Here is a 25344-nt window from a genome sequence, read left to right as displayed (position 1 = left end):
GTGCCGGGCGCCCGGGGTCAGCGGGGCTGCTCCGTCTCGAACGGTGGTTCGTAGCGGTCCCGATAGCGCACCTGAGGAATCGGGTGAGCAGGCACGTCGGTGGAACGGTAGCGGGCCGTCGGCCGCTGCGGGGTCGATCGCGGTGTCTGTGCCGATCGCGGTGCTTCAGTGGACCGGGGCGGCTGTGCGCTGCGCGGTACCTGGGTAGAGCGGGGTGCCTGCGAGATTCTGTCGGATACCGGTGGCGGGGGAGTGGGGCGGCCCGAAGACGCCGACCGACGCGGAGGCGGGCTGTCGGCCCGCCGCGCCGAGGAGCGAGGGTGCTCCCGGGCGGAACGCCTCTGCCGCAACCTCGTGGCCGACTCGTCGGCGTCCGGTGCGGTTCGACGGGTGCGCGTGCCCTCGCGTACCGAACGAGGCGTGCGGCGCCGTTCCGACGTACGGGCGGGCCCAGTTCGACGCTGCTGGAGGAGGAAGAGCCGCAGCCCGCCGATCACCAGGACGACGACTGTGGCGGCCAGCATGATCGGAAACCGGTTGACCAGCGGGTACGCGACATTGATGGCGAGGTCCCGCAGGGCTGTGCTGTTCTCCTCCGCGATCAGGCTCTGGCCCAGCGGTACGCCGACGAACAGGATCAGCGGCGGTTGCACGATGGCGGTGAAGAGGGCGCTGTTGCCGGCAGCCACCACGGCGAGGACGCAGCCGAGGAAATAGAACGTCGAGAACGCCGCTGTGAGTTCGCTCCCGCCGGCCGCATCGGCCACGAACCCGAGACAGGTGACTCCGACGGCCAGAAGAATGACACCCCACCAGGGGAGACCGGGAACCGACCCGACAATCGACTGCCGATCGAGCGGCACCCCGGAGCGAGCACGTTGGGTTGCAGACACACAACGACAGTAGCGGCAACATGTCGACTATCGCCGTTGGCGTGACCGGTCGGAGACCGGACTCGCACGGTAATTGTGCCGTTCCTCACGAATCGGCGGTACGAGGTCGCCCTCTGTCCGGGCGCCGCCGATCGGTTTCCCGCCACGCGGCGGGGGTGTTCGGGATTTGTCGGCACCGTGCTCTACCGTCCGAGACATGAGGATCCTGCACACGTCGGACTGGCACATCGGACGCACGTTCCACGGAGTGGATCTGCTCGCCGATCAGTCCCGGGTTCTCGACTCGATCGCCGCGCTGGTCCGCGAGTACTCGGTGGACGTCGTGGTCGTTCCCGGGGACGTGTACGACCGCTCGATTCCCAGTGCGGACGCCGTCACTGTGTGCAACCGCGGTTTCGAAGAGATCCGCGACGCCGGTGCCGTCATCATCGCCACATCCGGCAACCACGACTCCGCCGCGAGGCTGGGCGCGGGCGCCGCCTTCTCCCGGGCGGGCGGTCTGCACTTGATGACCACGGTGGCCGGCATCACCTCCCCCGTCGTGCTGGACGACGAGCACGGTCCCGTCGCGTTCTACGGGATTCCCTACCTGGAACCGGAGATCACCCGCACTCAGCTCGGCGTCCCCGCTGCCCGATCGCACGCGGACATTCTCGATGCGGCCATGGATCGAGTGCGCGCCGACCTCGACGTCAGGGCCGCCGATGCACCGGGTCCGAGGTCGGTCGTGCTGGCGCATGCCTTCGTGGTGGGGGCAGAGGCCACAGGGTCGGAGCGGTCCATCTCGGTCGGTGGGGTCGAGACCGTGTCGGCGTCGGCGTTCGGTGGGGTCGACTACGTCGCGCTGGGCCACCTGCACTCACCGCAGACGCTGGCCGAGCACATTCGGTACTCGGGGTCGCCGCTGCCGTACTCCTTCGGTGAACGCACCCACCGCAAGGCCGTCTTCCTGGTCGACCTTGCGGTGGATGGGCTCCGGCGTGTCGAGCGGGTGGATCTGCCCGTGGTCCGCGGGCTACGACAGCTCACCGGCACCCTGGAAGAATTACTCGAAGGCGAGCATTTCGAGGATGCGGAGGAGTGCTACGTATCGGCGGTCCTCACCGATCCACAGCGCCCCGTCGACGCCATGCGCTCTCTGCAGACCCGATTTCCGTTCGCCGTCCACCTGGAATGGCAGCGACCGGCAGGCACCGAGGATTTGCGGTATCGCGAGAAGGTACACGGGCGCAGCGACGTGCAGATCACCCGCAGCTTCCTGACCGATGTGCGCAGCGAGCCGTCCCCGCGCGAGGTCCGCCTCGTGGAGGCCGCGCTCGGCCATGCCGACCGTGCCGGGGAAGACACGGCCGGGGTCGTGGTGCTGGAACAGTCGGCATGAGACTGCATCGACTCGAAGTCGAAGCGTTCGGACCGTTCGCGAATTCGGTCGAGGTCGATTTCGACCGACTCGGCGCCGACGGCCTCTTTCTGTTGCACGGGCAAACCGGTGCGGGCAAGACCACGGTGCTCGATGCGGTGGCCTTCGCGCTGTACGGCACCGTTCCCGGCGCACGCAAGGACGGGAAAAGGCTCCTCTCCGACCATGCGCAGGCGGGCTCCGTGCCGACAGTGACACTCGAAGTGACCATTTCCGGTCGCCGCCTCCGGCTGGTCCGCAGTCCCGAATTCGAACGCCCGAAACGTCGAGGTTCGGGAACGATCAAGGAGAACGCCAAAGCGACCCTCACGTGGCTGGACGGGCGAGGAGAACACCTGTCCCGAATCCCCGACATCGCCGAAGAGATCGGCCGGTTGATGGGGATGAGCGCCGACCAGTTCTTTCAGGTGGTTCTCCTCCCACAGGGCGAGTTCGCCCGCTTCCTGCGTGCCGACAACGAAGAACGCGGACAGCTCCTCGAGCGGTTGTTCGACACCACGCGGTTCGGGACGGTGGAGGAGTGGTTCCTGAATCGGCGGCGAGCGAGCGCTCATGACCTGGACGAGCATCAGCGTTCCATCGACGTGCTGATCGCCAAGGTCGCCACGGCAGCCGGTATCGAGGGCGGTGCGGACGCCGATCCTGTCACGTGGGCGCACAAACTGGAGGAAGAGGCGCGCGCCACCCGCGATGTTGCCGTCGATGAGCTCGAGAAGGTCAAGTCGGACGCGGCCCTGACGCGAGATGCTCTGGCGCAGGCGCGCCGAATCCTCGAACTCCAGAAACGGCGTGCCCGGGCAGAAGCCGAACTCGCCGCCTACGAGGCCGGAGCTTCGGAACGGGCGGTTCTCGCCGCCGAGGTCGCCGCAGCGCGGCGGGCGGAGCCGGTTGCCGTCGTCGTCCGCGAAGCGAACGCTGCCCGCGACAAGGCGGCGACCGCGGCGCGACGGGTTGCCGCCATCGCAGACCGGCTGTGTTCGACGGCAGGTGGCGCCGAGGTGGTCGAGCAATTGTCGTGGCCGCCGAACAGTGAAGAGCGTGAACATCTTCGAACCTGCATCCGGTCGTGGCGCGACGATGTCGTCCGCCTCGACGGTGTGCTCGCAGAGGCGAAAGTGGGGGACCGGCTCGAAGTCGAACTCGGCCGGCTGCGCGCCCGGGAAGTCGGGCTGGCCGACACCCGCGCGGAGCTTACCCGCGAACGTGAGGAGCTGCCCGGCGCTATTCGGGTCGCGGAGCGAGCGCTCGACGAGGCCGAGAATGCTCGTGTGTCGTTGCCGGGGCTCGAGGATGTTCGTGCTCGCGCGGCCGACGCCGCCGCGGCCGCCGTCGAGCTTCGGCAGTGCCGTGACCGGCGCGACGCACTCGAGCGCGCCGTGCTCGACGCCCGGCGAACGCACCAGGATGCGCGCGAACACTGGCTGACTCTCCTGCAGCGCCGGATTCTGGGGATGGCCGCCGAACTCGCGGGCACGCTCGAGGACGGTCAACCGTGTCAGGTGTGCGGTTCGGTGGAGCACCCCGACCCCGCGGCGGAGTCCGAACTGTCGGTCACCAAGGCCGATGAGGATGCGGCCCTCGCAGCGGAACAGAAGGCCGCCGCGAAGATGAACACCGCGGCGGAGGCTCTGGCAACGGCAGACCGCACAATCGACGTTCTGGTCCAGCGTTGCGGGGACGGCGACGCCGACCACCTCGGGGCCGAACTCGCCTCCGCGGAGGCGGCACTGCGCCATGCGAGCGACCTCAGCGAGCAGGCCGCGTCGCGGGCCCGCCATCTCGGTGAGCTCCGCGACCGTGAGACGCAACTGCACACTCATTCGCACGACCTTGCGGTCGAGGCTGCAACCGTCGCCGAGAAACTCACCTCGGGTGCTGCGCAGCTCGAGGAGATCCGGGCGCGGGTGCGTGAGGCCGCAGGCGAGGACGAGAGTCCCGCGGCCCGCCGCGCCCGCATCGCGGTGCTGGCGGACGCCGCGTCCGAACTGCTCGACGCCCGGGACGAGGGAGCAGCCGCCGAGTCTTCAGCCCAGGAACTGGCCGCGAAGGCCGAACTACTCGCTCGCGAAGCAGGATTCGACCGAACGAGCGACGCGGTGGCGGCGGTGCGTCCCGTTGCCCGGCAGGACGAAATCGACGCCCGACTCACCGCTGCCCGTGATGCCGAGGTGGGTGCCCGCCGAATACTCGACGAACCGGAGATCGCCGCCGTCGCGGATGCTGCGCCGGTCGACCTGGTGTCCGTCCAGCAGGCACACGACGCCGCAACGGAGGCGGTCGACGTCGCGGTGGCGGTGGCGTCGGAAGCCGAACGACGACTACTCGACCTCGAGCGTTTCGTCGGCCAGCTCGAGAGAGCGGCCGCGGCCATCGCCCCGATGCAGGCGGAACACGAGGAACTGGCCGCCCTCGCCGAGGTGATCGCCGGTCGTGGTCAGAACTCACGCAAGATGTCGCTGCGCTCCTATGTGCTCGCTGCGCGGCTCGAGGAAGTCGCGGTCTCGGCGTCCGCCCGGTTGAGCCGGATGTCCGCTGGCCGCTACTCGTTCGTCCACACCGACGAGGCCGGCCCGCGTGGGCGTCGTGGTGGCCTCGGACTCGATATCCGCGACGACTACACCGGCGTGGTGCGGTCGGCGAAGACGCTGTCCGGCGGAGAGTCGTTTCTTGCCTCGCTGTCGCTGGCCCTGGGACTCGCCGACGTGGTCGCGGCGGAGTCCGGCGGTGTCGTCCTCGACACCATGTTCATCGACGAAGGGTTCGGCACCCTCGACGCCGACACGCTCGACTCGGTGATGGGCGTGCTCGACGAACTACGGGACGGTGGTCGCGTGGTCGGTATCGTCAGCCACGTCGACGAGATGCGTCAGCGAATCCCCAGTCGCCTCCACGTGATTCGTGGACGCACCGGCTCGACGCTCGAGGTGATCGCGGGCTGAGCGGCGATCACTCGGCCTGCGGTGTGATCGCTTTGGGAGCGATACCTTTCGGAGCCACGGCAGCCTGGTCGATCGTCACGCCCTCCCGCTCGGCATCGTCGATGTCCTCGTCGGCGGCGACGTCGTCGGGGATGTTGGCCTCGGCACTCTTCTCGTCGATCTGTTCGCCGATGTAGCGCACCACGACGGCGGCCACGGCGGCGGTAGGCACCGCGAGGAAGGCGCCGACGATGCCGAATACCGACGCGCCCGCGGTCACGGCGAGCAGCACCACGACCGCGTGCAGCTTCATGCTCTTGCTCTGCAGGACCGGTTGGAGCACGTTGCCCTCGATCTGCTGGACCACCAGGATGATGATCAGCACGATCACCGCGGTGGTGAGCCCGTTGGCCACCAAGGCGACGAGGACGGCGAGGGCCCCGGCGACGAAGGCGCCGACGATCGGGATGAAGCCACCGATGAAGGTCAGGATCGCGAGGACCGGCGCGAGGGGCACCCCGAGGATGAGCAGTCCGGCGCCGATGAACACTGCGTCGATGAGGCTCACCAGCGCCTGCGTTCGGATGAATCCGCCGAGCGTGTCCCACATCCGGCCGAGCACGACTTCGAGGTGTCGGCCGGCGCGGCCGCCGCTCACCGAGTGGAGCCAGGGGATGAAGCGTGGTCCGTCCTTGATGAAGAAGAACGACAGAACCAGTACGAGGCCGAGGGTGAGGAGCAGTGAGCTAGCGGTGCTGACGCCGGTGAAGACGCCGGACGCGATGACCGTTCCACTTTCCTGGACCTTCGCGATGATGGTGTGGATTCCCTCCTCGATTTGGTCGTCCTTGAGGTTGATCGGCGGACCCTGCAACCAGTCCTGCACCTGGTTGATGCCCTCGGTGGCCTTGTTGGCCAGCTCAGGAGCCTGACTGACCACCGAGGGCACGATGCCCGCGATGATGCCCGCGAGCACCGCGATGAACAGGACGAGTGTGGTCGCGGCGGCGGCCGCCGGGGGAATGCCTCGTTTGGTCATTGCCCGCGTCGGCGGCCACAGCACGGTGCACACGACGATCGCGAGGAGCACGGGGAGGACGATCACCCAGAGCTTCTCGATGATCCACCCGAACAGCAACGCTCCCAGCGCGATCGCAACGAGAACGAGCGACCACTTGGCCAACCACATTCCGCCGAGCCCGATGAGATGCCCGCGATCGGGTTTGGTGATCTCCTGCCCGGGCGCTGCCGGGGCTTCTTGCTCCGCCACAGTTGGTCCTCCCTCGTCTCACAGACATCCGCCGTATCGCCCCGGGCCGCGAGGGCGGACCGGTGACGGCACTGACCGCGTGTGCCGACTGTCCGTCCAGCCGATCGTACTGACAGCGTCGCCGTGTGCGGTCAGCAGCAGCGGGCACCCGGATTCGCGTCGGCGTCGGCGTACCGGGCGCGCCAGTACTCGCGTTCGCTCGGAACGGCTGCACCGGGATGACATCGGCGGAGGTGGTCGACATACCGGGAATAGTCGTGATCACCCATCAGCGAGCCCGTCCACCACCAGGCCGTCCGGAGAGCTCCGACAACCCTATTCGCCATGGTGATGCACCTTTCCGGTGACCGCGTGGGCCGCACCGGGCGCGCGCACGACGCCCTCGGCGATCAGGTCGTTCCATTCCTTCTCTAGCCCCTTCTCCGCGGTGGTGGGCACGAAACCGGCGGGTGCGAAGATCTTGGACTGCTGCTCGGGCGACTCGGTGGTGGGCAGACCGCCCGCCCGGAACGCCTTGATGCACACGAGTAGTCCGGCAGCCACCACGACCAGGACCAGTCCGGCGAAGACGATGGACAGTGTTCCCTGGATGAAGGTGTTGCGGATGACCGCGTCGATGGCGTCCGGTGTCTTCGCCGAACCGAAGCTCGTCTTCCCGGCTTCCTTGGCGTCCTTGAAAGCGGCGTGCTGGGACCAGTAGCCGATGGAGGTGTTGCCCGAGAAGATCTTCTGCCACGACGCCGTCATCGTGACGATCAGGTCCCAGACGAGCGGCACCCCGGGAATCCACGCCCACTTGAAGAGGCCCTTCTTCATGACGACGGCGAGGACGACGGTCAGGGCGATGGCAGCGAGGAGCTGGTTGGCGATTCCGAACAGCGGGAAGAGTGTGTTGATGCCGCCGAGTGGGTCGGTGACTCCCATGAGCAGGATGGCACCCCAGAGTCCGACGACGGCCAGCGAGCACACCCAGGCGCCGACGCGCCACGATGGATCTTTGAACTTGCGGGCCGGTCCACCGAAGTTGCCGAGGGAATCGGAGAGCATGAAGCGGGCGACACGAGTACCGGCGTCCACCGTGGTGAGAATGAACAACGCTTCGAACATGATCGCGAAGTGGTACCAGAACGATTTGAGCGCAGTACCCCCGAGGAATTGGCTGAGCACCTCCGACATGCCGAAGGCGAGTGTGGGTGCACCGCCGGTGCGCGAGATGATCGATTCCTCACCGACGTTCTCGGCGGCTTCCGACAGGGTGCCGGGGGAGATGTCGGGACTGGTCAGTCCGAGCCCGTTCACGTAATCGGCTGCGGTCTCCGGAGTTCCACCGGTCAGGGTGGACGGGGCGTTGAGGGCGAAGTACAGGTGCTGATCGATGATGCAGGCGGTGACGAGCGCCATGATCGCGACGAACGACTCGGTGAGCATGCCGCCGTAGCCGATGAGGCGGGTCTGCTTCTCCTTCTCCAGCAACTTGGGGGTGGTGCCGGACGCGATGAGCGCATGGAAGCCGGACAGCGCGCCGCACGCGATGGTGATGAACAGGAACGGGAAGAGCGATCCGGCGAACGCGGGGCCGTTTCCCTGGATCGCGAACGTGGTGACGTCCGGCATCTTGATGGTGGGCCGGGCGACGAGGATTCCGACTGCCAGAAGAACGATCGTGCCGATCTTCATGAACGTCGACAGGTAGTCGCGCGGTGCGAGTAGAAGCCACACGGGCAGGACCGACGCCGCGAATCCGTAGGCGATCATCAGCCACGCGATGGTGACCTTGGACAGTGTGAACCAGTCGGCGCCCCAGGAGGTGTCGGCGACCCAGCCGCCGGCGACGATGGCGGCGAGTAGGAGGACCACGCCGATGAGAGATACCTCCGCCACCTTGCCGGGTCGAAGGTATCGCAGGTAGACGCCCATGAAGAGGGCGATCGGGATCGTCATCGCGATGGAGAAGACACCCCAGGGGCTTTCGGCGAGCGCGTTGACGACCACCAGGGCCAGGACGGCGATGAGAATGATCATGATGACGAACACGCCGATCATGGCGGCGACACCACCGACCAGTCCGAGTTCGTCCCGTGCCATCTGCCCGAGGCTGCGCCCGCGCCGTTTCGTCGAAATCCACAGGACCAGGAAGTCCTGCACGGCACCGGCGAAGACGACACCGATGATGATCCAGAGGGTGCCGGGTAGGTAGCCCATCTGCGCGGCGAGTACTGGGCCGACGAGTGGTCCCGCACCGGCGATGGCGGCGAAGTGGTGCCCGAAGAGCACCCGCCGATCCGTCGGCATGTAATCCTTGCCGTTCTCCAGAATCTCGGCCGGTGTCGCCAGATCGTCACGGGGTTTGACGATCCTGCTCTCGATCAGCCGCGCATAGAAACGGTAGGCGATGAGGTAGGTGCAGACGGCAGCGACCACGAACCACACGGCACTGATGTTCTCGCCGCGGACGAACGCAATCATCGCCCACGCGATGCCGCCGAGAATGCCCAGGACGATGAAGACGATCCGTGCCGTCGGGGAAATCGGGGTGCGGTCCACGACCCCCACCGGTGGCAGATCAGGGTCCGTCCTCAGATATTCGACCTCGGGTTCGGGGGCGGCTTTCAGAGCCATCTCGATCTCCTTTCCAGCGTTCCCGCCGTCATTGTGTGGCAGGGGAACGGTGTGGGCACGGCTTCCGGTGTTATGGCCTCCGTCACCCTATTGCCCCCACATTGCCAGTGTGAGCCGACCCGGGAAATGTCGCCCGTTTATCTGGGCGCGAACCCGGGCAGGCTGAAGGAAGAGCCCGGCACTTCGACGGCTCGCCCGCATCCGCGCGGCGGAGCGACGGAACTGCCGGACCCGAGGAGCTTCGTGGAACGGAGACGCGCGATGAGTGAGACCGTGCTCGTATGCCTGCCGTATGCCGGTTCCGGTGCATCGTTCTTCCGAGGGTGGCGGAGTTTCGCTCCGCGAGGACTGGAAGTCGCGCCGCTGCAATTGCCCGGGCGCGAGGAGCGGTTCGTGGACCCTCCTCTCACCGAGGTCGCGGAGGCCGTCGACGACCTGCTGCCTCGGGTGCTGCCGATCGGGCAAGGTGCGGACCGGGTCGCGATCTTCGGCCACAGCCTGGGCGCGGTCCTTGCCTATGAGCTCGCCCATCGACTCGCCGGTCAAGGCGGTGTGCCGCTCACCCATCTGTTCGTGAGCGGGGCGCCCGGTCCGGCGACGGTCCGGGAAATACGTGCGTCACTGCTGGATGACGAGGGTTTCCTCGCGCAGGTGCACGAACTCGCCGGTTACTCGCACCCGGCGTTGGAGAATCCCGAACTGCGGGAACTTCTCCTTCCGGTCCTCCGCGCCGACGTCGAGATGCACGAGAACTACCGGCCGCCGCCGCATCCGCTGCTGGACATCCCGGTCACCGCGCTTCGTGGACGCGAGGATCATCTCGTCAGCGCCGAACAGGCAGCGCAGTGGAAAGAGGTCACCACCGGCGAGAGCACGGTCGTGGAACTCGACGGTGGTCACATGTACCTCACCGACCATCCGCATGCCCTCCTACGACTCGTCGCGTCCCGCCTCTCGGTCACCGAACCGCGATGAGCCCCTCTCTGGAAGGCAAGACCGCCGTCGTCACCGGTGCCGCGCGGGGCATCGGACGTGCCTGTGCGATCGACTTCGCTGCGGGCGGGGCAGACGTAATGCTGCTCGACGTGTGCGGGGACATTCCGGGTGTTCCCTACCCACTGGGCTCGACGAGCCAGCTCGAGTACACCGCCGACCTGTGCCGCGGACACGGAGTTGCGGTGCTGACGCGCGCGGTGGACGTGCGGGTGCGCAGCGAGATCGACGCTGCCGTCGACGCGGCACACGAACGTTTCGGCCACGTCGACATATTGGTCAACAATGCGGGAATCGCGGCACCGTCGGGAACGCTCGTCCACGAGATCGACGAGGACGAATGGCAATTGATGATCGACGTCGACCTCTCGGGGGCGTGGCGGGCGATAGCCGCCACGGGCCGGATCATGGTGGCGCAACGCAGCGGCAGCATCATCAACATCAGTTCCACCGCGGGCATCGTCGGGTACAGACGCTTCGCCGGTTACGTTGCCGCCAAACACGGATTGGTCGGCCTGACCAAGGCCGCCGCCTTGGACTATGCGCCCAGTGGTGTCCGCGTGAATGCGCTGTGCCCTGGATCGGTCCGCGACAGTCCCGCCTTCGAAGGCCGGATGCTGGCCGAGATCGCTCGATCACTCGGCATTCGAGTGGAGGAGCACGAGTCCGTGTTCGTGCAGTCCCAGCCGAATAATGCACTCATCGATCCGGAGGATGTTGCTGCGGCTGCCCGGTGGCTCGCGTCCGACGAATCACGGCGGGTCACCGGATCGGTCGTCACGGTCGACGGCGGCTTCTCGGCGCGGTGACACGACCATCCACTGGCAGGTCCGCGGTGCGCCCGGGCGCTTCTCGGCAGGCGCCTCGGAACGTTTCTTCGGTAGAATCGACCCATGCACCAATCCCATTGGGGTCGGGCTGGGCTGGCGCGCACGGCGTACGGCCTTGCACTGTCGGTGCGTATTCCCCTGGGCTCCTCGGCCGACGAAGGCCCGGATCGAGAGCCGTGGAACGGCGATACTCTCGCACGCACTCTCGCGGCCGCGAGTAACCGGTGGTGGGGCAACGAAGTGCCGCATCCGCGGCTGTGGATCGAACGCGTCGACGCTGCTTCCACCGACTCGTTGGCACGACGACAACTCGATGCCGAACTACGCAGGCCGATGAGTATCGACGGGCCGGTGATGCGGGCTGTGCTGCTGCGATACTCGGACGGAGCGGCCGATCTCGTCGTCACTGCGGATCGCCGGGATCTGGATCCACCGTCTCTGAGCACGGCGGTCGATGTCCTTCTGGGCAACCGCGATCCCGACTCCCTCACCGCGGAACCTGTGCGGCGGCGCCCCGACGGGCGTGCCCTGCTGCCACCGCCGACAACGATCCCGGGGGGACGCACCCGGTTCGCCTGGATGGCAGGTCGGGAACCGAGTCCACACCCCGCGCTGGTCGAGGTATCGCTGGGTCGGCAACAGTGTGAGGTCGCAGCCCGTGTCGCACTCGCGGCAGGGAGGGTCCTGGGGCGCTACGAAGACCTCGACACGGTGCGAGTCGGTCAGTGGTCGCCGGTTCCCGAAAGACCCGTGGATGTGTTGGGAGGACAGCACGAATTCGGTGTGTTGTCGGTCGACTGTGCCGAAGGTTCTGCACCTGAACATGTTTCGCAACCACCGATGGCGGCGGATGACGACACCGAACCCAGTGCCGACTCTTCGGACCCTGCCCGGGAGAGCGCCGGCAGTGTTCCGGTCGGCGTCCTGGGCGGCGTCTGCGGATACCCTGGCTCGGAGCGACGATGGCTGCCCTGCCAGACCCCACCGTTTCCGCTCACTCTCGCCGTGGTCGTCGGAAAGTCGGGGGACGCATCGCTGCAGGTGCATGCGCAACCGTATGTGGTGGACGAACAGGCGGCACGGCAATTCGCACATCACGTGGTCGAGATGTTCCGCCGGCTCGGCGTCGAAGGTTCGGGCCCCGAGCATGACGACGTGTTCGTGTCGGAAGAGGATCGCCTCGCGGCGGCCGAAACGGGACCGAACGGCGTGCCGGACCGGTCGCAGCGGATCGATACCGTGTTCCGGCAGCGGGCCCGTGAGAGCCCGTACTCGGTCGCGCTGGTGCAGGGCCGTCGTACACTCACCTACGGCGAATTGGACGAGCAATCGCGCTGGGCCGCAGCCGGACTCCGGGAATGTGGTGCCTCGCCCGGTGATCGTGTCGGAGTGTGCCTGGACCGATCCATCGAGCTCATCGTCACGATGCTGGCGATTCTCCAGGTGGGTGCGGCGTTCGTGCCCATGGACTTCCGGCACCCACCGGACCGCCTCGAGTACACCGCCGGTGACGCCGGGATTCGCCTGGTCGTCACCGACCGGCCGGACATCAGCTGGGGTGACGGAATACGCGCGGTTTCCCCGCAGGATCTCGAGGCCGCGGCAAGTGCTGCTTACCCAGACGGGGCCCGCTCACCCGGGCCGGAGGCCGATGTGGGCGACGCCGCCGCTGTGGCGTACGTGATCTATACATCCGGGTCGACGGGCCGTCCCAAGGGTGTGCTCATTCCCCACCGCAATGTGCTCGCTCTCCTCGCCGCCACCGACACAGAATTCGCTCTCGCGCCCGATGACACCTGGTCGATGTTCCATTCTTCGGCGTTCGACTTCTCGGTATGGGAGATCTGGGGTGCGTTGCTCACAGGCGCCCGGTTGGTCATCGTGCCGTACTGGATATCCCGCTCGCCCGTCGAATTCCACACCCTCCTCCAGGAGGAAGGCGTGAGTGTGCTGAGCCAAACCCCCTCCGCCTTCGGGCAACTCATGGTGGCCGACCATGAACTGCCGAGCTTGGACCACCTCCGGTTGGTCGTCTTCGGTGGGGAGTCGCTCGACACGCGCATGCTCGTGTCGTGGATGGACCGCTACCCGGAGTCGACATGCCGATTGGTCAACATGTACGGGACCACCGAGACCACCGTGCACGTCACCGCCCACACCGTGACGCGGCGGGACGCGTTGTCGAATTCGAAGGTGGTGGGCAGGCCGTTGCAGGGGTGGTCCGTGCGCCTGCTCGACAATCGTGGCCGTCCCGTGCCCACAGGTGTGACCGGTGAAATATATGTCGGTGGAGCGGGCGTCGCGCTCGGGTACCTCAACCGGCCCGAGCTGACCGAGCAACGGTTCGTGTGCTGGCGAAACGGCGAAAAGCACTACCGCACGGGCGACCGGGGACGCCTTCACGGCGACGGCACTCTCGAGCACCTGGGCCGGCTGGATACTCAGGTGCAGATTCGTGGATTTCGGGTGGAACTCGGTGAGGTGCGGGGTGTGCTGCTCGACGACCCTCAGGTCACGGCTGCGGCAGTGGTGGCCACGGACGCCGACGATGATCCGGCAGGACCGGGCATCGATGCGTACGTGGTCTCGCGCGGCGGGACACCGGCGTCGATACGTCAACGCGCTGCCACGTTCCTGCCCGAGTACATGCTGCCGCGCACGATCACCATCGTCGACGCGCTTCCTCTCACGATCAACGGCAAATTGGACACTGCCCGACTTCCGGTGCCCGATAGGCTTTTCCTGCCGCCGCCCACGCGGGCACCGGAGGTGACATCGACGAACGATCTGGCTTCCACTCTCACCGACATCTGGGAGTCCGTCCTGGGTGTTCCCGTCGGCGCCGACGACAACCTGTTCGAGCTCGGTGGAAACTCGTTGTGCGCCATCAAGGCCGACAGCATGATGCGCCGACTCGGCCTACCGGTACTGCCGATGCGTGAACTGTATCTTCGGCCGAGTATTCGGGGAATCTGCCAGACGCTGGACAGACTCTATCCTTCGGCGGACCCGGCGGACCCGGCGGACCCGGCGGACCCGGCGGACCCGGTGGACAAGTAGCGTTCGACGACGGCCCCGATCGCTCGGGCAGGTTCCGGCTGCATCATGTCGTTGTGACTACACGCGACCGCATGCTCGTGAATGGTGCCGTCAACCGCGGTTCGCCAGGCATCGACGGCGCGTACGGCACCGCCGTTCGGTGTGGTGCCGCTCGCGGTGAAGAACAGCAGATCCCCGGAGAATGATGCGGGCGTGAACCGGCCCAGCATGCGGGTGGAGTTGGCGTATCCCTCATTGATTCGCCGAAGATGCTCGGCGGTGAGCCCCGCCACCGCCGATCCGTATGCGCGCTGTATCAGGAGTGCGGCCTCGTTGTACGTCAGTTCCTCTTCCTGTGATCGTGTGCCGGCGTCGACGCCGAGTCCCGCGAGCAACTCCGGGATCGGCAGTGTCGCGGCGTGTTCCTCGTCCGGATTGCCCGGATAGCTGTCCAGCAGAACCAGCGCCCCAACTCGGTCACCGCCGGTGTGCAGTGCGGTGGCCATGGAGTGAGCGATTGTCCCACCGAGCGACCAGCCGAGGAGATGGTAGGGGCCGTCCGGTTGAACTGCCTTGATCTCGTCGATGTAGCGCCGGGCCAATTCGTCGATCGACTCGTATTCGGAGCCGCCGCTGATGGCGGGCAATTGCAACCCGTATACGGGACGGTCCGGCGAGAGATGGCGCACGAGAGAGGTGTATGCCCAGGCCAGTCCGATCCCGGCATGCACACAGAACAGAGGTGGGAGAGCTCCGCTCGGTCGAAGCGGAACGAGCACACGCAGTGCCGCATCGACGGTGACGGCCTCGCCGATAGCCTCCGATTCTGCATCGAGCCGCGCGGCCAGCCCTGCCGTCGTCGGATCGAGGAACAACGCCTGCAGAGTCACCGTGCGTCCTAGCCGCTTCTCCAGGGCCGTGACCACGCCGATCGCGGTCAACGAGGTGCCGCCCAGAGCAAAGAAGTTGTCATCCACACCGATTCGTCCGGCGTCGGTGTCACCGCTGTCCGGTGCGAGTGCCTCCACGAAAGCGTCGAGAACGACGCGTTCGGTGGCGGTTCGAGGACTGCGGGACGGTGTGGATTCCGGACGGAACGCCGGCTCCGGCAGCGCGCTTCGATCCAGTTTCCCGGCGGGTGTGAGCGGGATGTGGTCGAGCGAAACGATGGCGGCGGGAATCATATGCGCGGGCAGCAGTGTGGACAGGTATGCGGTCAGTGCCTCCGGATCGGCCGATCCGGTATCGGACTGTATGTAGGTGACGACGACGGGGGTGCCGCCCGGACCCGGTCTGCTGACGGTTGCAGCGAAGGAGACGTCGGGGTGAGTGGTGAGCGCGGTGTCGATCTCGCCCGGTTCGATCCGGAAGCCTCGGACCTTGATCTGGAAGTCGGTGCGTCCCAGATGCTCCAGCGTGCCGTCGGAGTGTGCACGCACCAGGTCGCCGGTGCGGTACATTCGGCCACCGGTCTCCGTGAAGGGACAGGCCACGAAGTGGTGCGCCGTCGTCGCGGGCCGGGCGTTGTATCCACGGGCGAGTCCTGGACCGGCGAGGTACAGTTCGCCGGGTGTGCCCGCCGGGACGGGGTGGAGTCGGTCGTCCAGCACGGCGGCAACAAATCCGCGCGTCGGCCGGCCGATGGTGACGGGGTCGCCCGGAGTCAACGGCTCACTCATGTGCGACATGATGGTCGTTTCGGTGGGACCGTACGCGTTGACCATCCGACGACCGGACGCCCAGCGGGAGACGAGGGCCGAAGGGCACGACTCGCCCGCGACGGTAAGGACCCGCACCGTGCCGAGTCCGCCGGGTTCGAGGGTGGCCAGCGCGGTGGGTGTGATGAAGGCGTGGGTGACTCCTTCCCGAACGAAGAACTCCGCCAGCGCAGGCCCGCCGTAGGTCATCGGGGGCGCGATGATGACGCGGGCACCGGCGCAGAACGCCATCATCATCTCGAAGATCGACGCATCGAAGCTGGGGGACGCCAGGTGCGACACCCGCGCTTCGGCGGTCACCCTCAGCCGCGCCCGTTCCTGTTCGGCGAGATCGGCCAGACCGCGGTGGGTGAGCACGACGCCCTTCGGGGTCCCCGTCGATCCGGAGGTGTAGATGAGATACGCGGGGTGGTCGAGGCGGAGCGTCGCCGCGCGGTCGGCGTCGGTCACGGCGGCAGCCGGGAAACCTCGCAGACGGTCGTCGAATTCGGGTTCGTCGAGAACCAGCCACGACAGTTCATCGGGGAGCTTTGCCCGGAACTCCGAGACGGTGATGCCGAGCCGCGCCCCGCAGTCGTCGAGCATGTGGGAGATGCGCGCAGGAGGATAGATGGGGTCGACGGGCACCAGGGCGGCCCCGGACTTCGCCACCGACCACAGAGCGACCACGGATTCGATCGAGCGCGGAAGGGCTGATATCACAGCGCTTTCCGGCCCGGCTCCGCGATGCATCAGCCACCGCGCGAGTCGGTTGGACTGTTCGTCGAGTTCCCGATAGGTGAGGTGGCGGCCTGCGCAGGACACGGCCACGTCGTCTCCACGGGCCCGCGCGGCGGAGGAGAGGATCGCGGGCCACAGTTGAGGAGTGCACCCGCGCGGTCCTGCGGTGGGTGCTTGCTCGTCACCGAGTCGGATGTCGCCGACCACGACCGTAGGTTCGGCGACGATCTGTTCGAGGACACGGAGGAACCGGTTCGCGAGATTCCGGATCGTCACCGGCTCGAACAGGTCCGTGGCGTAGGTGAATCCGGCGGTGATCCCCGACGGCTCTCCCTCGCTGTCGAGTTCCTCGGTGACCACCAACTCGAGATCCACCTTGGCCGTCGCCGGTGTGCTCTCTGCGGGATGGACAGTGACACCGGGAATCTCGAGGTCGTGCGGTGCGCTGCTGTCGAATTCGAGGGACACCTGGAACAGCGGGGAATGCGCGGTGGAGCGGACGGGAGCCAGTGCCTCGACCAGTTGCTCGAACGGCAGGTCGGCGTGGATGAAGGCGCCGAGGTCGACTTCCCGGGTGTCGGCGAGGAGTTCGGCGAACGATGCGGCTGCCGTCACCCGAGTACGCAGCACCAGCGTATTGACGAACATTCCGACAAGGTCGTCGAGGGCTGGTTCGGTGCGGCCCGCGATAGGTGTACCGATGACGATGTCCTCGGTGCCGGTCGATCGGGCAAGCAGGGCGGCGAACGCGGCGTGCAACGTCATGAAGAGCGTCGTATTGCTCGCGCGCGCCGTCGAACGCAGTTGACGATGCAGTTCGGGATCGATGCGGAACCCGAGGCGATCCCCGCGGAGGGTGCGTTGTGGTGGTCGTGGGTGGTCGGTGGGGAGGGGGAGGAGGTCGGGGAGGGCGTGGAGGGTGTTTTTCCAGTAGTGGAGTTGGGTGGTGATGAGGCTGTGGGGGTCGTCGGTGGTGCCGAGGAGTTGGTGTTGCCAGAGGGTGTAGTCGGCGTAGTGGATGTGAGGGGGTGTGGTGGGGGTGTGGTGGTGGTGTGGGCGGTGTAGGCGGTGACGAGGTCGCGGAGGAGTGGGGTGAGGGAGTGGCCGTCGGCGCTGATGTGGTGCAGGACGAGGGTGAGGATGTGGTGGTGGGGGGTGAGTTGGTAGAGGTGGGTGCGCAGTGGGGTGTCGGTGGTGACGTCGAATCCGGTGGTGGTGTCGGTGGTGATGTGTTGGGGAGTTGGGTTTCGGTGGTGGTTGTGGTGGGAGGTGGTGGGGTGTGGGTGGTGGATGTGTTGGGTGGGTTGGCCGTGGTGGAGGGGGTAGGTGGTGCGGAGGGTTTCGTGGCGGGTGGTGAGGTCGGTGAGGGCGTGTTCGAGTGCGGTGGTGTCGAGGTGTCCGGTGAGGTGGAGGGTGAGGGGGATGTTGTAGGCGGGTGAGGTGGTGTCGTATTGGTTGAGGAACCACATGCGTTTCTGGGCGGGGGAGAGGGGGATCCACTGCGGCCGGGGACCCGCGACCAACGGATGCGGAACGTTGTTCGTTCGATGAACGAGGTGGCTCGACACGGTGCGCGGGGTCAGGTCCTCGAACAGCGTGCGCACGCCGATGTCGGTGTGCAGCGCACTGTTGATGCGCGCTACCGCCCGGGTGGCAGTCAGCGAATTGCCGCCCGCTTCGAAGAAATTGTCGTCGATGCCCACGTGGTCGAGTCCGAGTGCGGCAGCGAAGGCGTCGGCGACAGTCTCCTCGATCGGAGTCGCGGTGTGGCGCGCGGTATCCGCGCCGCGGTCGAATTGGGGCTCCGGTAGCGCGGCGCGATCGAGCTTGCCCACCCGCGTCAACGGGATTTCCTCGATCGTCACGATGGCCGCCGGAACCATGTAGGCCGGAAGCGACTCGGCGAGGTATGCAGTGAGCTGCGCCGGAACGGCCTCCATGCCTTCGGTAGGCAAGACGTAGGAGACGAGCAGGGTATCCCCGGAGGGTCCCGTCGTTCCGATCGTGGCCGCGTACGCGACAGCGGGGTGGCGGGTCAGCGCGGCATCGATTTCGCCCAGCTCGATCCGGAAACCGCGGACTTTCACCTGGAAATCGCTGCGGCCCAAGTACTCGAGTGAGTGGTCCTCACGTCGCCATCGGACGATGTCGCCCGTGCGGTACAGGCGCTCACCGCCGCCGAACGGATCAGCCACGAATCGCTGTGCTGTCAGCCCCGGCCGCCGGTGGTATCCCCGGGCGCATCCGGGACCCGCGACATACAGCTCGCCGGGTACTCCCGCCGGCACCGGCTGCAGACGCGCATCGAGTACGAGCTCGGCGACACCGCGGATCGGTTGTCCGATCGTGATGTCGGCTCCGACGCTCATCGGATCACTGATATTGCACATCACAGTCGTTTCGGTGGGCCCGTACCCGTTCCGAAGCCTCCTGCCCGGTGCCCATCTGTCGACCAGACCGGGTGGGCACTCCTCGCCACCCACCACCACGTCGCGGAAGGTGTCGAGGTCCGCGGGGTCGGTTGTGGCGAGTGCGGCGGTGGGCACGAACGCGTGTGTGATCCGCTCGGCTTCGATCAGCCGGGTCAGTTCGATGCCACCGAACACTCCGGGTGGCGTGATCACCATCGTTGCGGCAGAACCGAACGCGAGGAGGTAGTCGAACAGCGAACCGTCGAAGGTGGGCGACGAGAAATGCAGCACGCGGGAATCGGTGTGCGGTGTGAGTAGCTCGGCTTGCGCTGCGGCGAACGAACCGAGACCGCGGTGCGTGACCACCACACCCTTGGGCACGCCCGTCGACCCGGAGGTGTAGATCAGATAGGCCGGGTGGTCGATCCGCGACGGCAGTCGGCGATCCCGGTCGTCGACCGGAGCGGCCGAGTAGCTTTCCGTCCGGGTGCGGAAGTCGGGTCGGTCGACGAACAGCCAGGACGTGGTGTCCGGCAGCTGGTCGCGGTGCTCGGAACAGCTGAGACCCAGCAGGGTGCCGGAGTCGGTCAGCATCTGTTCGATGCGAGTGCGCGGGTACCCCGGGTCCACAGGCAGGAACGCCGCACCCGTCTTGCTGATTGCCCAGACGGCAAGGACCGAGTCGATCGACCGAGAGAGGGCGAACGCCACGAACGATTCCGGTGTGGCACCGAAGTCGATCAGCAAGCGCGCCACCCGGTTCGACGTCTCGTCCAGCTCGCGATATGTCACCGTGCGCCCCTCGAACGACAGCGCAGGCGCCTCGGGATTCACTGCGGCGGCGGCGCTGAAGATCTGCGCGAGGGTGCGGTACTCGACGGCCGGTGCTCCCCGGGCGGGCACGAGGTCCCGCAGTTCCGCGTCGTCGAGCACGTTCAGTGCGGCCAGCGTCGTATCGGGTTCGGTCGCCATGACGGTGAGAACCTTGCGGACTCGGGCAGCAATGGATTCCACATCCTCCCGCTCGAGCAGGTCGGGCAGGTACTCGAACTTCAGGTGGAGCCGGTCGTTCGCGGAGGCCGCGATGGCCAGGGGGTAGTGCGTGGCATCGGACCCGCGGGTGGCCGTGATCTCGAGGTCGGACTTCTGGGCGTCGAGCGTCGTGTCGAGGGGGTAGGACTCGAAGACGGTGAGGGTGTCGAAGGTGGTGGCGGGTCCGGTGGCGCGGTGGATGTCGGGGAGGCCGAGGTGGTGGTGGTCGAGGAGTTGGGTGTGGGTGTGGTGGGTGTGGTCGAGGAGTTGGGTGAGGGTGTGGTGGGGGTCGAGGGTGATGCGGACGGGGATGGTGTTGATGAAGAGTCCGATCATGGTTTCGATGCCGGGGATGTGGGGTGGGCGTCCGGAGACGGTGGTGCCGAAGACGACGTCGTCGCGGTGGGTGAGGGTGGCCAGGACGATGCCCCAGGCGGTTTGGACCATTGTGTTGAGGGTGAGGTTCCGCTCGCGCGCCAGCGCCCGCAGTGCTTGCGTCCCTTCCTGATCGATCGACAGGCCGAGCTCCTCCGGGAAGTTCGCCACCGTTGCCCGGTCCGAGTCCGCGATGAGAAGAGTCGGCTCCTCCACACCGTCGAGTGCTTCCTCCCACGCGGCGACGCTGTCCTCGATCGGTTGCCGCCCGAGCCACGCCAGGTAGTCGCGATACGACCGAGGGTGCGGCAGCCCGGTGGTGTCGTTGTGGTGGGTGTAGAGGTGGAGGAGTTCGTGGAGGAGGAGGGGGGTGGACCAGCCGTCGAGGAGGATGTGGTGGTTGGTGATGACGAGGTGGTGGTGGTGTGGGGTGCGGGTGATGAGGGTGTAGCGGAGTAGGGGTGGGGTGTTCATGTCGAAGCGGGTGTGGCGGTCGGTGGTGAGGATGTCTTCGACGGTGGTGGGGTGTTGGTGGGGTGGTTGGTGGGTGAGGTCGTGTTGGGTCCAGGGGAGGGGGGTGTGGTGGGTGATGATTTGGATGGGGTGGCCGTCGGGTGTGTGGGTGAAGGCGGCGCGGAGGTTGGGGTGGCGGTGGAGGAGGGTTTCGGCGGCGTGGTGGAGTCGGGTGGTGTCGAGGGGGCCGTGGAGGTCGAGGATGAGTTGGACGGTGTAGGTGTCGAGGGTGTGGTCGGTGTATTCGGAGTGGAAGAGGAGGCCGGCTTGTAAGGGGGAGAGGGGCCAGATGTCGGTGAGGGTGGGGTAGTGGTGTTCGAGGGTGTCGATGGTGTGTTGGTCGAGGTGGACGAGGTCGAAGTCGGTGGGGGTGTGTCCGCCGGTGTGGGGTTGGTGGGTGTGGGTGGTGAGGGCGGTGAGTGCGGTGGTGAAGAGGTCGGCGAGTTCGCTCACCTCCCCGGGGGTGAGAACTCCTGTCGGATAGAGCCATCCCACTTCCAGGACCGGTCCGTCGTCCGTTTCGATGACCATGGCGTTGACGTCGAGCGTTGCTGCAGCACCGATGTCCGCACGGAACCGGCGATGTAGTCCGGTGCCCGACACCGGCAACCATCCACCGCCACCGGAGCGATCCGGAAGGCTACCGCTGAATCGACCGAGGTAGTTGAAGGTGATCTGGGGGCCGGGGTAGGTGCGGAGTACTTCGGCGGTGTCGGGGTCGAGGTAGCGCAGTTGTCCGTATCCGGCGCCGTGGTCGGGGATGGTGCGTAGTTGTTCCTTGATGGTTTTGATGGCGGTTCCGGCGGCGTCTCCGCCGTGGAGGGCGTCGTCGAGGTCGATGCCGGTGAGGTCGAGTCGGACGGGGTGGATGGTGGTGAACCAGCCGACGGTGCGGGAGAGGTCTGCGCCGGGGATGAGGCTATTTTCCCGGCCGTGCCCCTCGACCCCGACCAGAACCTCGTCGAACGGGTGAGCGTGACGACGCCGCCACCGCGCGACGGCCAGCGCCAGGGCGGTGAACAAGCCGTTGTCGACACCGGCGTGGAAGGCGCGGGGAAGTTCGCGCAGAAGCGTTTCGGTGACGTCCGGCGGGATCTCGGTCGTGACCTTGTCGGTGGTCAGCTCGGTGTCGTGGACGGGGTCGAGTGGCCGGGATCCGAGAAGGGGGTCGGGTCCGTCGAGGATGCGGCGCCAAAGGTCGAGTTCACCGGCCCGTTCGGGGGCGGTGTCGACGAGGGCGTGCGCCCAGCGGCGCATCGAGGTCCCGTTCTCGGGCAGGTCGGGGTCCCGGCCGGCGGTGATGTCTTCCCAGGCGGCGGCGAGGTCGGGTACCAGGATTCGCCAGGACACGCCGTCGACGGCCAGGTGGTGGATCACCAGCAGTAGTCGGCCCTCCTGCGCTGACAGGTCGCCGTTGCGGTGGTGCGGGGAGGCGTCGAACCACACGGCCTGCAGCATGACGCCCCGGGCCGGATCGAGCCGGTCCTCGGCGAAGGTCAGCTGGTCACTGATCATCGCCGCGAACTCGGGGCCGCGGTCCGACGGAGTGTCGATGCGCGACAGCAGGTCCGACGCCTGGATCGCTCCAACGGGGAGCACCTCCATGGCCGGTCCGGCGTCCGTCCGCCACAGCCGGGCGCGCAGCATGTCGTGGTGGTCCAGTACCGCCTGCACTGTTCGAGCGAGCGTATCGAGGGACAGGCCCGGCGGTGCTGTCAGGACTGCGGCTTGAGAGAACCGGCTGATGTCGCCGCCACGGCCCAGCAGCCAGTGCGCGATGGGCGTCAACGGGAGCGCGCCGACGCCCCCGCCGGGAAGCTCCGCGAGACCCGTCGGCTGAGCGATGGTGGTGACCTCGGCGAGCGCAGCCACCGATTTACGTTCGAACACGTCGCGCGGGCTGAAGAACATCCCTGCCGCCTTGGCGCGGGCCACCAGCTGGATGGCCATGATGCTGTCGCCGCCGAGTGCGAAGAACGAGTCGTCGATGCCGACGGTGTCCAGCCCGAGGACCTGTGCGAACAGTCCGGCGAGTACTCGCTCGGTGGGAAGCGACGGAGCCCGGCTCGACGTGACGCGCTCGGTGAAGTCCGGCGCCGGTAGCGCTTTCCTGTCGAGTTTGCCGTTCGCGGTGAGCGGCAACCGGTCGAGGACGACGAGAGTCGCGGGCACCATGTGCGGAGCCAACTCGGCACGGGCCGATTCCAGCACCGATTCGACGTCGAGTTCCTCATCGGGGACCCCGGGTACGACGTAACCGATGAGCCGGTCCAACGCGTTGTCGTCCGTGTGGACCTGGACCACCGCGTGCACTACTGCGGGGTGCCGTCGCAGCGTGATCTCGATCTCTCCGGGTTCGATGCGGTAACCGTGCAGCTGAACCTGGAAGTCGCTGCGGCCCTGGTACTCCAGCTGCCCATCTCGATTCCACCGGGCGAGGTCACCGGTGCGGTACATGCGGGTGCCGTGACCGGCAGGATCCGCCACGAAGCGGGTGGCGGTCAGCTCCGGCCGATTCAGATATCCTCGCGCGAGCTGACTGCCCGAGACATACATTTCACCGAGCACTCCGACCGGAACAGGGTGCAGTCGGCGATCGAGGACGGCGACGCGCAGCCCGGATATGGCTCGGCCGATGACCGACGCCCGTGCCGTTGCCGCCATTGTGCGGTCGAGTGCCAGCGCGCTCACGTGGACGGTGGTCTCCGTGATGCCGTACATGTTCACCAAGGTGGGGGCATCGTGGTGACGGGCGTACCAGCGGTCGAGTTGACGGAGATCGAGGGCCTCGCCGCCGAAAATCACGTAGCGCAGCGCCGTATCACCCTGTTGCGCAGCGGTGTCGGGCGCACTGGCATCCGCCTCGATGAGCTGGTAGAACGCGGTGGGGGTCTGGCTGAGGACCGTGACGTGTTCGCGGCGCAGCAGTGCGAGGAACGCCTCCGGGGACCGTGCTGTGTAGTAGTCGACCAGCACGGCTCTGCCGCCCCTCAGGAGAGCGCCCCAGAGTTCCCACACGGAGAAGTCGAACGAGAACGAATGGAACAGCGTCCACACATCGGATTCGTCGATTCCGAACCGGTCGAGGGTGTTGGCGAACAACGTCAGAACGTTGCGGTGCGACACCACAACGCCTTTGGGGTGCCCGGTCGACCCGGAGGTATAGATCACGTACGCAGCACAATCCGGGGTCAGTGCATTCCGTCGGTCCGTCTCTGTTACAGGAGCCGGTGAGAAGCCGCTCGCCGCCGTGATCACCGCTTCGGAGTCGACCACGACGTGCGGAATGCCGGTGTCCGGCAGTGACTCGTCGATCTCAGTGGACGTCACGACGCACAGGGGGCGCGCATCGCCGAGTACGAACGCGATGCGTTCGGCCGGATATGCGACGTCGAGGGGTAGGTGCGCGGCTCCGGATACCGTGACCGCGAGCCATGCGACGACGGAGTCGAACGAGCGTGGGAGCGCGACGGCTACCGAGGATTCCGGACCCGCGCCGATCGAGATCAGATACCGTGCCAGGCTGTTGACGCGGGCCGACAGCGCCGAATAGGTCGTCGTCGAGCCGTCCACCGTGAGAGCGCCGGAAGCGGGGAACTGCGCAGCGACTCGGGCGAAGCGGTCGGCGAGGGTGTCGGCGCCCGAGTCGGTGCCGGGCTCGTTCCACTGATGTGCGATCGTGTCGCGTTCAGTGTCGTCAATGATCTCGATGTCCCCGACGGGGAGGGCGGGGTCAGTCGAAACCGCCTCGAGTATCCGGAGGAAACGCTTCGCGAAGCCCTCGACCGTGTCGCGCTCGAAAAGATCACCGGCGTAGGTGAAGGCGGCGGATACGCCGGCGGGTGAGGAATCTTCGGCGAGATGTTCACGCAGGGTGAGTTGCAGGTCGAACTTCGCGGCACCGAAATCGGTGTCTACGGCTTCGACCGTCAGGTCCGGCAACTCGAGCGAGATCGACTCGGCCCGGCCGAACTCGATGAGAACCTGGAACAACGGCGAATGCGCGGTGGAGCGGCCGGGGTCGAGCTCCTCGACGAGCACCTCGAACGGCAGATCGGCGTGAGTGAAGGCGCCGAGGTCGGCGTCCCGGGTGGTGTCGAGGACGTCGGCGAACGATGCGGCAGTCGTCACCGGAGTACGCAGCACGAGCGTTCCGACGAACATTCCGACGAGGTCGTCGAGGGCGGGCTCACCGCGCCCGGCGACGGGCACACCGACAACGATGTCGGAACTGTCGGCGAGCCGGGCGAGCAGCACGGTGAATGCCGCGTGGAAGGCCATGAACATCGTCGCCTCGTGATCCCCGGACAGGGCGGACAGTCGGCGATGGACCTGCGGATCGATGTCGAAGTACACGGATTCGCCGCGGAGGGTGCGTTGTGGTGGTCGTGGGTGGTCGGTGGGGAGGGGGAGGAGGTCGGGAGGGCGTGGAGGGTGTTTTTCCAGTAGTGGAGTTGGGTGGTGATGAGGCTGTGGGGGTCGTCGGTGGTGCCGAGGAGTTGGTGTTGCCAGAGGGTGTAGTCGGCGTAGTGGATGGTGAGGGGGTGTGGTGGGGGTGTGGTGGTGGGTGTGGGCGGTGTAGGCGGTGACGAG

At 66.9% G+C, this 25344-nt stretch carries 9 protein-coding genes and 2 pseudogenes; 5 read left to right on the top strand and 6 right to left on the bottom strand.

What is annotated here, in order from left to right:
- Window positions 1-17: 17 nt before the first annotated feature.
- Entirely contained in the window at window positions 18-893 is an 876-nt protein-coding gene (locus CBI38_RS22075; RefSeq protein WP_204164791.1) for a DUF6542 domain-containing protein, read from the bottom strand.
- Between the two features lie 196 nt (window positions 894-1089).
- On the opposite strand from CBI38_RS22075, the gene CBI38_RS22070 reads away from it, so the two are divergent.
- Both CBI38_RS22070 and CBI38_RS22065 read left to right on the top strand, forming a co-directional pair.
- Complete coding sequence (locus CBI38_RS22070; RefSeq protein ID WP_109332214.1) at window positions 1090-2274, top strand: exonuclease SbcCD subunit D; 1185 nt, start codon at window positions 1090-1092, stop codon at window positions 2272-2274.
- Window positions 2271-5252: an AAA family ATPase gene (locus CBI38_RS22065; RefSeq protein WP_109332212.1), complete on the top strand. Its 2982-nt coding sequence runs from the start codon at window positions 2271-2273 to the stop codon at window positions 5250-5252. The genes CBI38_RS22070 and CBI38_RS22065 overlap by 4 nt, the downstream gene beginning before the upstream one ends.
- 7 nt (window positions 5253-5259) lie before the next feature.
- Here CBI38_RS22065 and CBI38_RS22060 read toward each other — a convergent pair whose 3' ends face one another.
- From CBI38_RS22060 to CBI38_RS22050, 3 genes are all read right to left on the bottom strand, one after another.
- Window positions 5260-6501 (bottom strand): AI-2E family transporter, encoded by a 1242-nt coding sequence (locus CBI38_RS22060; RefSeq protein ID WP_109332211.1) that lies wholly within the window; start codon window positions 6499-6501, stop codon window positions 5260-5262.
- Between the two features lie 131 nt (window positions 6502-6632).
- Window positions 6633-6827 carry a YbdD/YjiX family protein gene (locus CBI38_RS22055; RefSeq protein ID WP_109332210.1) on the bottom strand — a complete coding sequence of 65 codons (195 nt, stop codon included), beginning with the start codon at window positions 6825-6827 and terminating at the stop codon, window positions 6633-6635.
- Window positions 6817-9120, bottom strand: a complete 2304-nt coding sequence (locus CBI38_RS22050) for a carbon starvation CstA family protein (RefSeq protein ID WP_109332209.1) — start codon at window positions 9118-9120, stop codon at window positions 6817-6819. The genes CBI38_RS22055 and CBI38_RS22050 overlap by 11 nt, the downstream gene beginning before the upstream one ends.
- Window positions 9121-9381: 261 nt before the next feature.
- Between CBI38_RS22050 and CBI38_RS22045 the strand changes: the two genes are divergently transcribed.
- From CBI38_RS22045 to CBI38_RS22035, 3 genes are all read left to right on the top strand, one after another.
- A complete protein-coding gene (locus CBI38_RS22045; protein ID WP_109332208.1) occupies window positions 9382-10095 on the top strand; it encodes a thioesterase II family protein in 714 nt (237 codons plus the stop codon).
- Window positions 10092-10922, top strand: coding sequence for an SDR family oxidoreductase (locus tag CBI38_RS22040; RefSeq protein ID WP_109332207.1), 831 nt, complete (start codon window positions 10092-10094; stop codon window positions 10920-10922). The genes CBI38_RS22045 and CBI38_RS22040 overlap by 4 nt, the downstream gene beginning before the upstream one ends.
- Before the next feature lie 84 nt (window positions 10923-11006).
- Window positions 11007-14003, top strand: a complete 2997-nt coding sequence (locus CBI38_RS22035; protein WP_109332206.1) for a non-ribosomal peptide synthetase — start codon at window positions 11007-11009, stop codon at window positions 14001-14003.
- On the opposite strand, the pseudogene CBI38_RS40615 reads toward CBI38_RS22035, so the two are convergent.
- Both CBI38_RS40615 and CBI38_RS39225 read right to left on the bottom strand, forming a co-directional pair.
- A pseudogene (locus CBI38_RS40615) lies at window positions 13937-17856 on the bottom strand (non-ribosomal peptide synthetase); the annotation flags it as partial. The gene CBI38_RS22035 and the pseudogene CBI38_RS40615 sit on opposite strands and share 67 nt — an antisense overlap.
- A gap of 117 nt (window positions 17857-17973) precedes the next feature.
- Window positions 17974-25104, bottom strand: a pseudogene (locus CBI38_RS39225) (amino acid adenylation domain-containing protein); the annotation flags it as partial.
- Window positions 25105-25344 lie beyond the last annotated feature (240 nt).

The sequence above is a fragment of the Rhodococcus oxybenzonivorans genome, assembly GCF_003130705.1.
Taxonomy (GTDB): Bacteria; Actinomycetota; Actinomycetes; order Mycobacteriales; family Mycobacteriaceae; genus Rhodococcus_F; species Rhodococcus_F oxybenzonivorans.
The sequence above is the reverse complement of the archived record's forward strand: the minus strand, read 5'-3'. Positions and strand labels throughout refer to the sequence as shown.

Excerpts from the sequence above, each read along its gene's own strand:
- CBI38_RS22070 (WP_109332214.1), top strand. The coding sequence starts at position 1,090 with ATGAGGATCCTGCACACGTCGGACTGGCACATCGGACGCACGTTCCAC.
- CBI38_RS22065 (WP_109332212.1), top strand. The coding sequence starts at position 2,271 with ATGAGACTGCATCGACTCGAAGTCGAAGCGTTCGGACCGTTCGCGAAT.
- CBI38_RS22055 (WP_109332210.1), bottom strand. The coding sequence starts at position 6,827 with ATGGCGAATAGGGTTGTCGGAGCTCTCCGGACGGCCTGGTGGTGGACG.
- CBI38_RS22050 (WP_109332209.1), bottom strand. The coding sequence starts at position 9,120 with ATGGCTCTGAAAGCCGCCCCCGAACCCGAGGTCGAATATCTGAGGACG.
- CBI38_RS22045 (WP_109332208.1), top strand. The coding sequence starts at position 9,382 with ATGAGTGAGACCGTGCTCGTATGCCTGCCGTATGCCGGTTCCGGTGCA.
- CBI38_RS22040 (WP_109332207.1), top strand. The coding sequence starts at position 10,092 with ATGAGCCCCTCTCTGGAAGGCAAGACCGCCGTCGTCACCGGTGCCGCG.
- CBI38_RS22035 (WP_109332206.1), top strand. The coding sequence starts at position 11,007 with ATGCACCAATCCCATTGGGGTCGGGCTGGGCTGGCGCGCACGGCGTAC.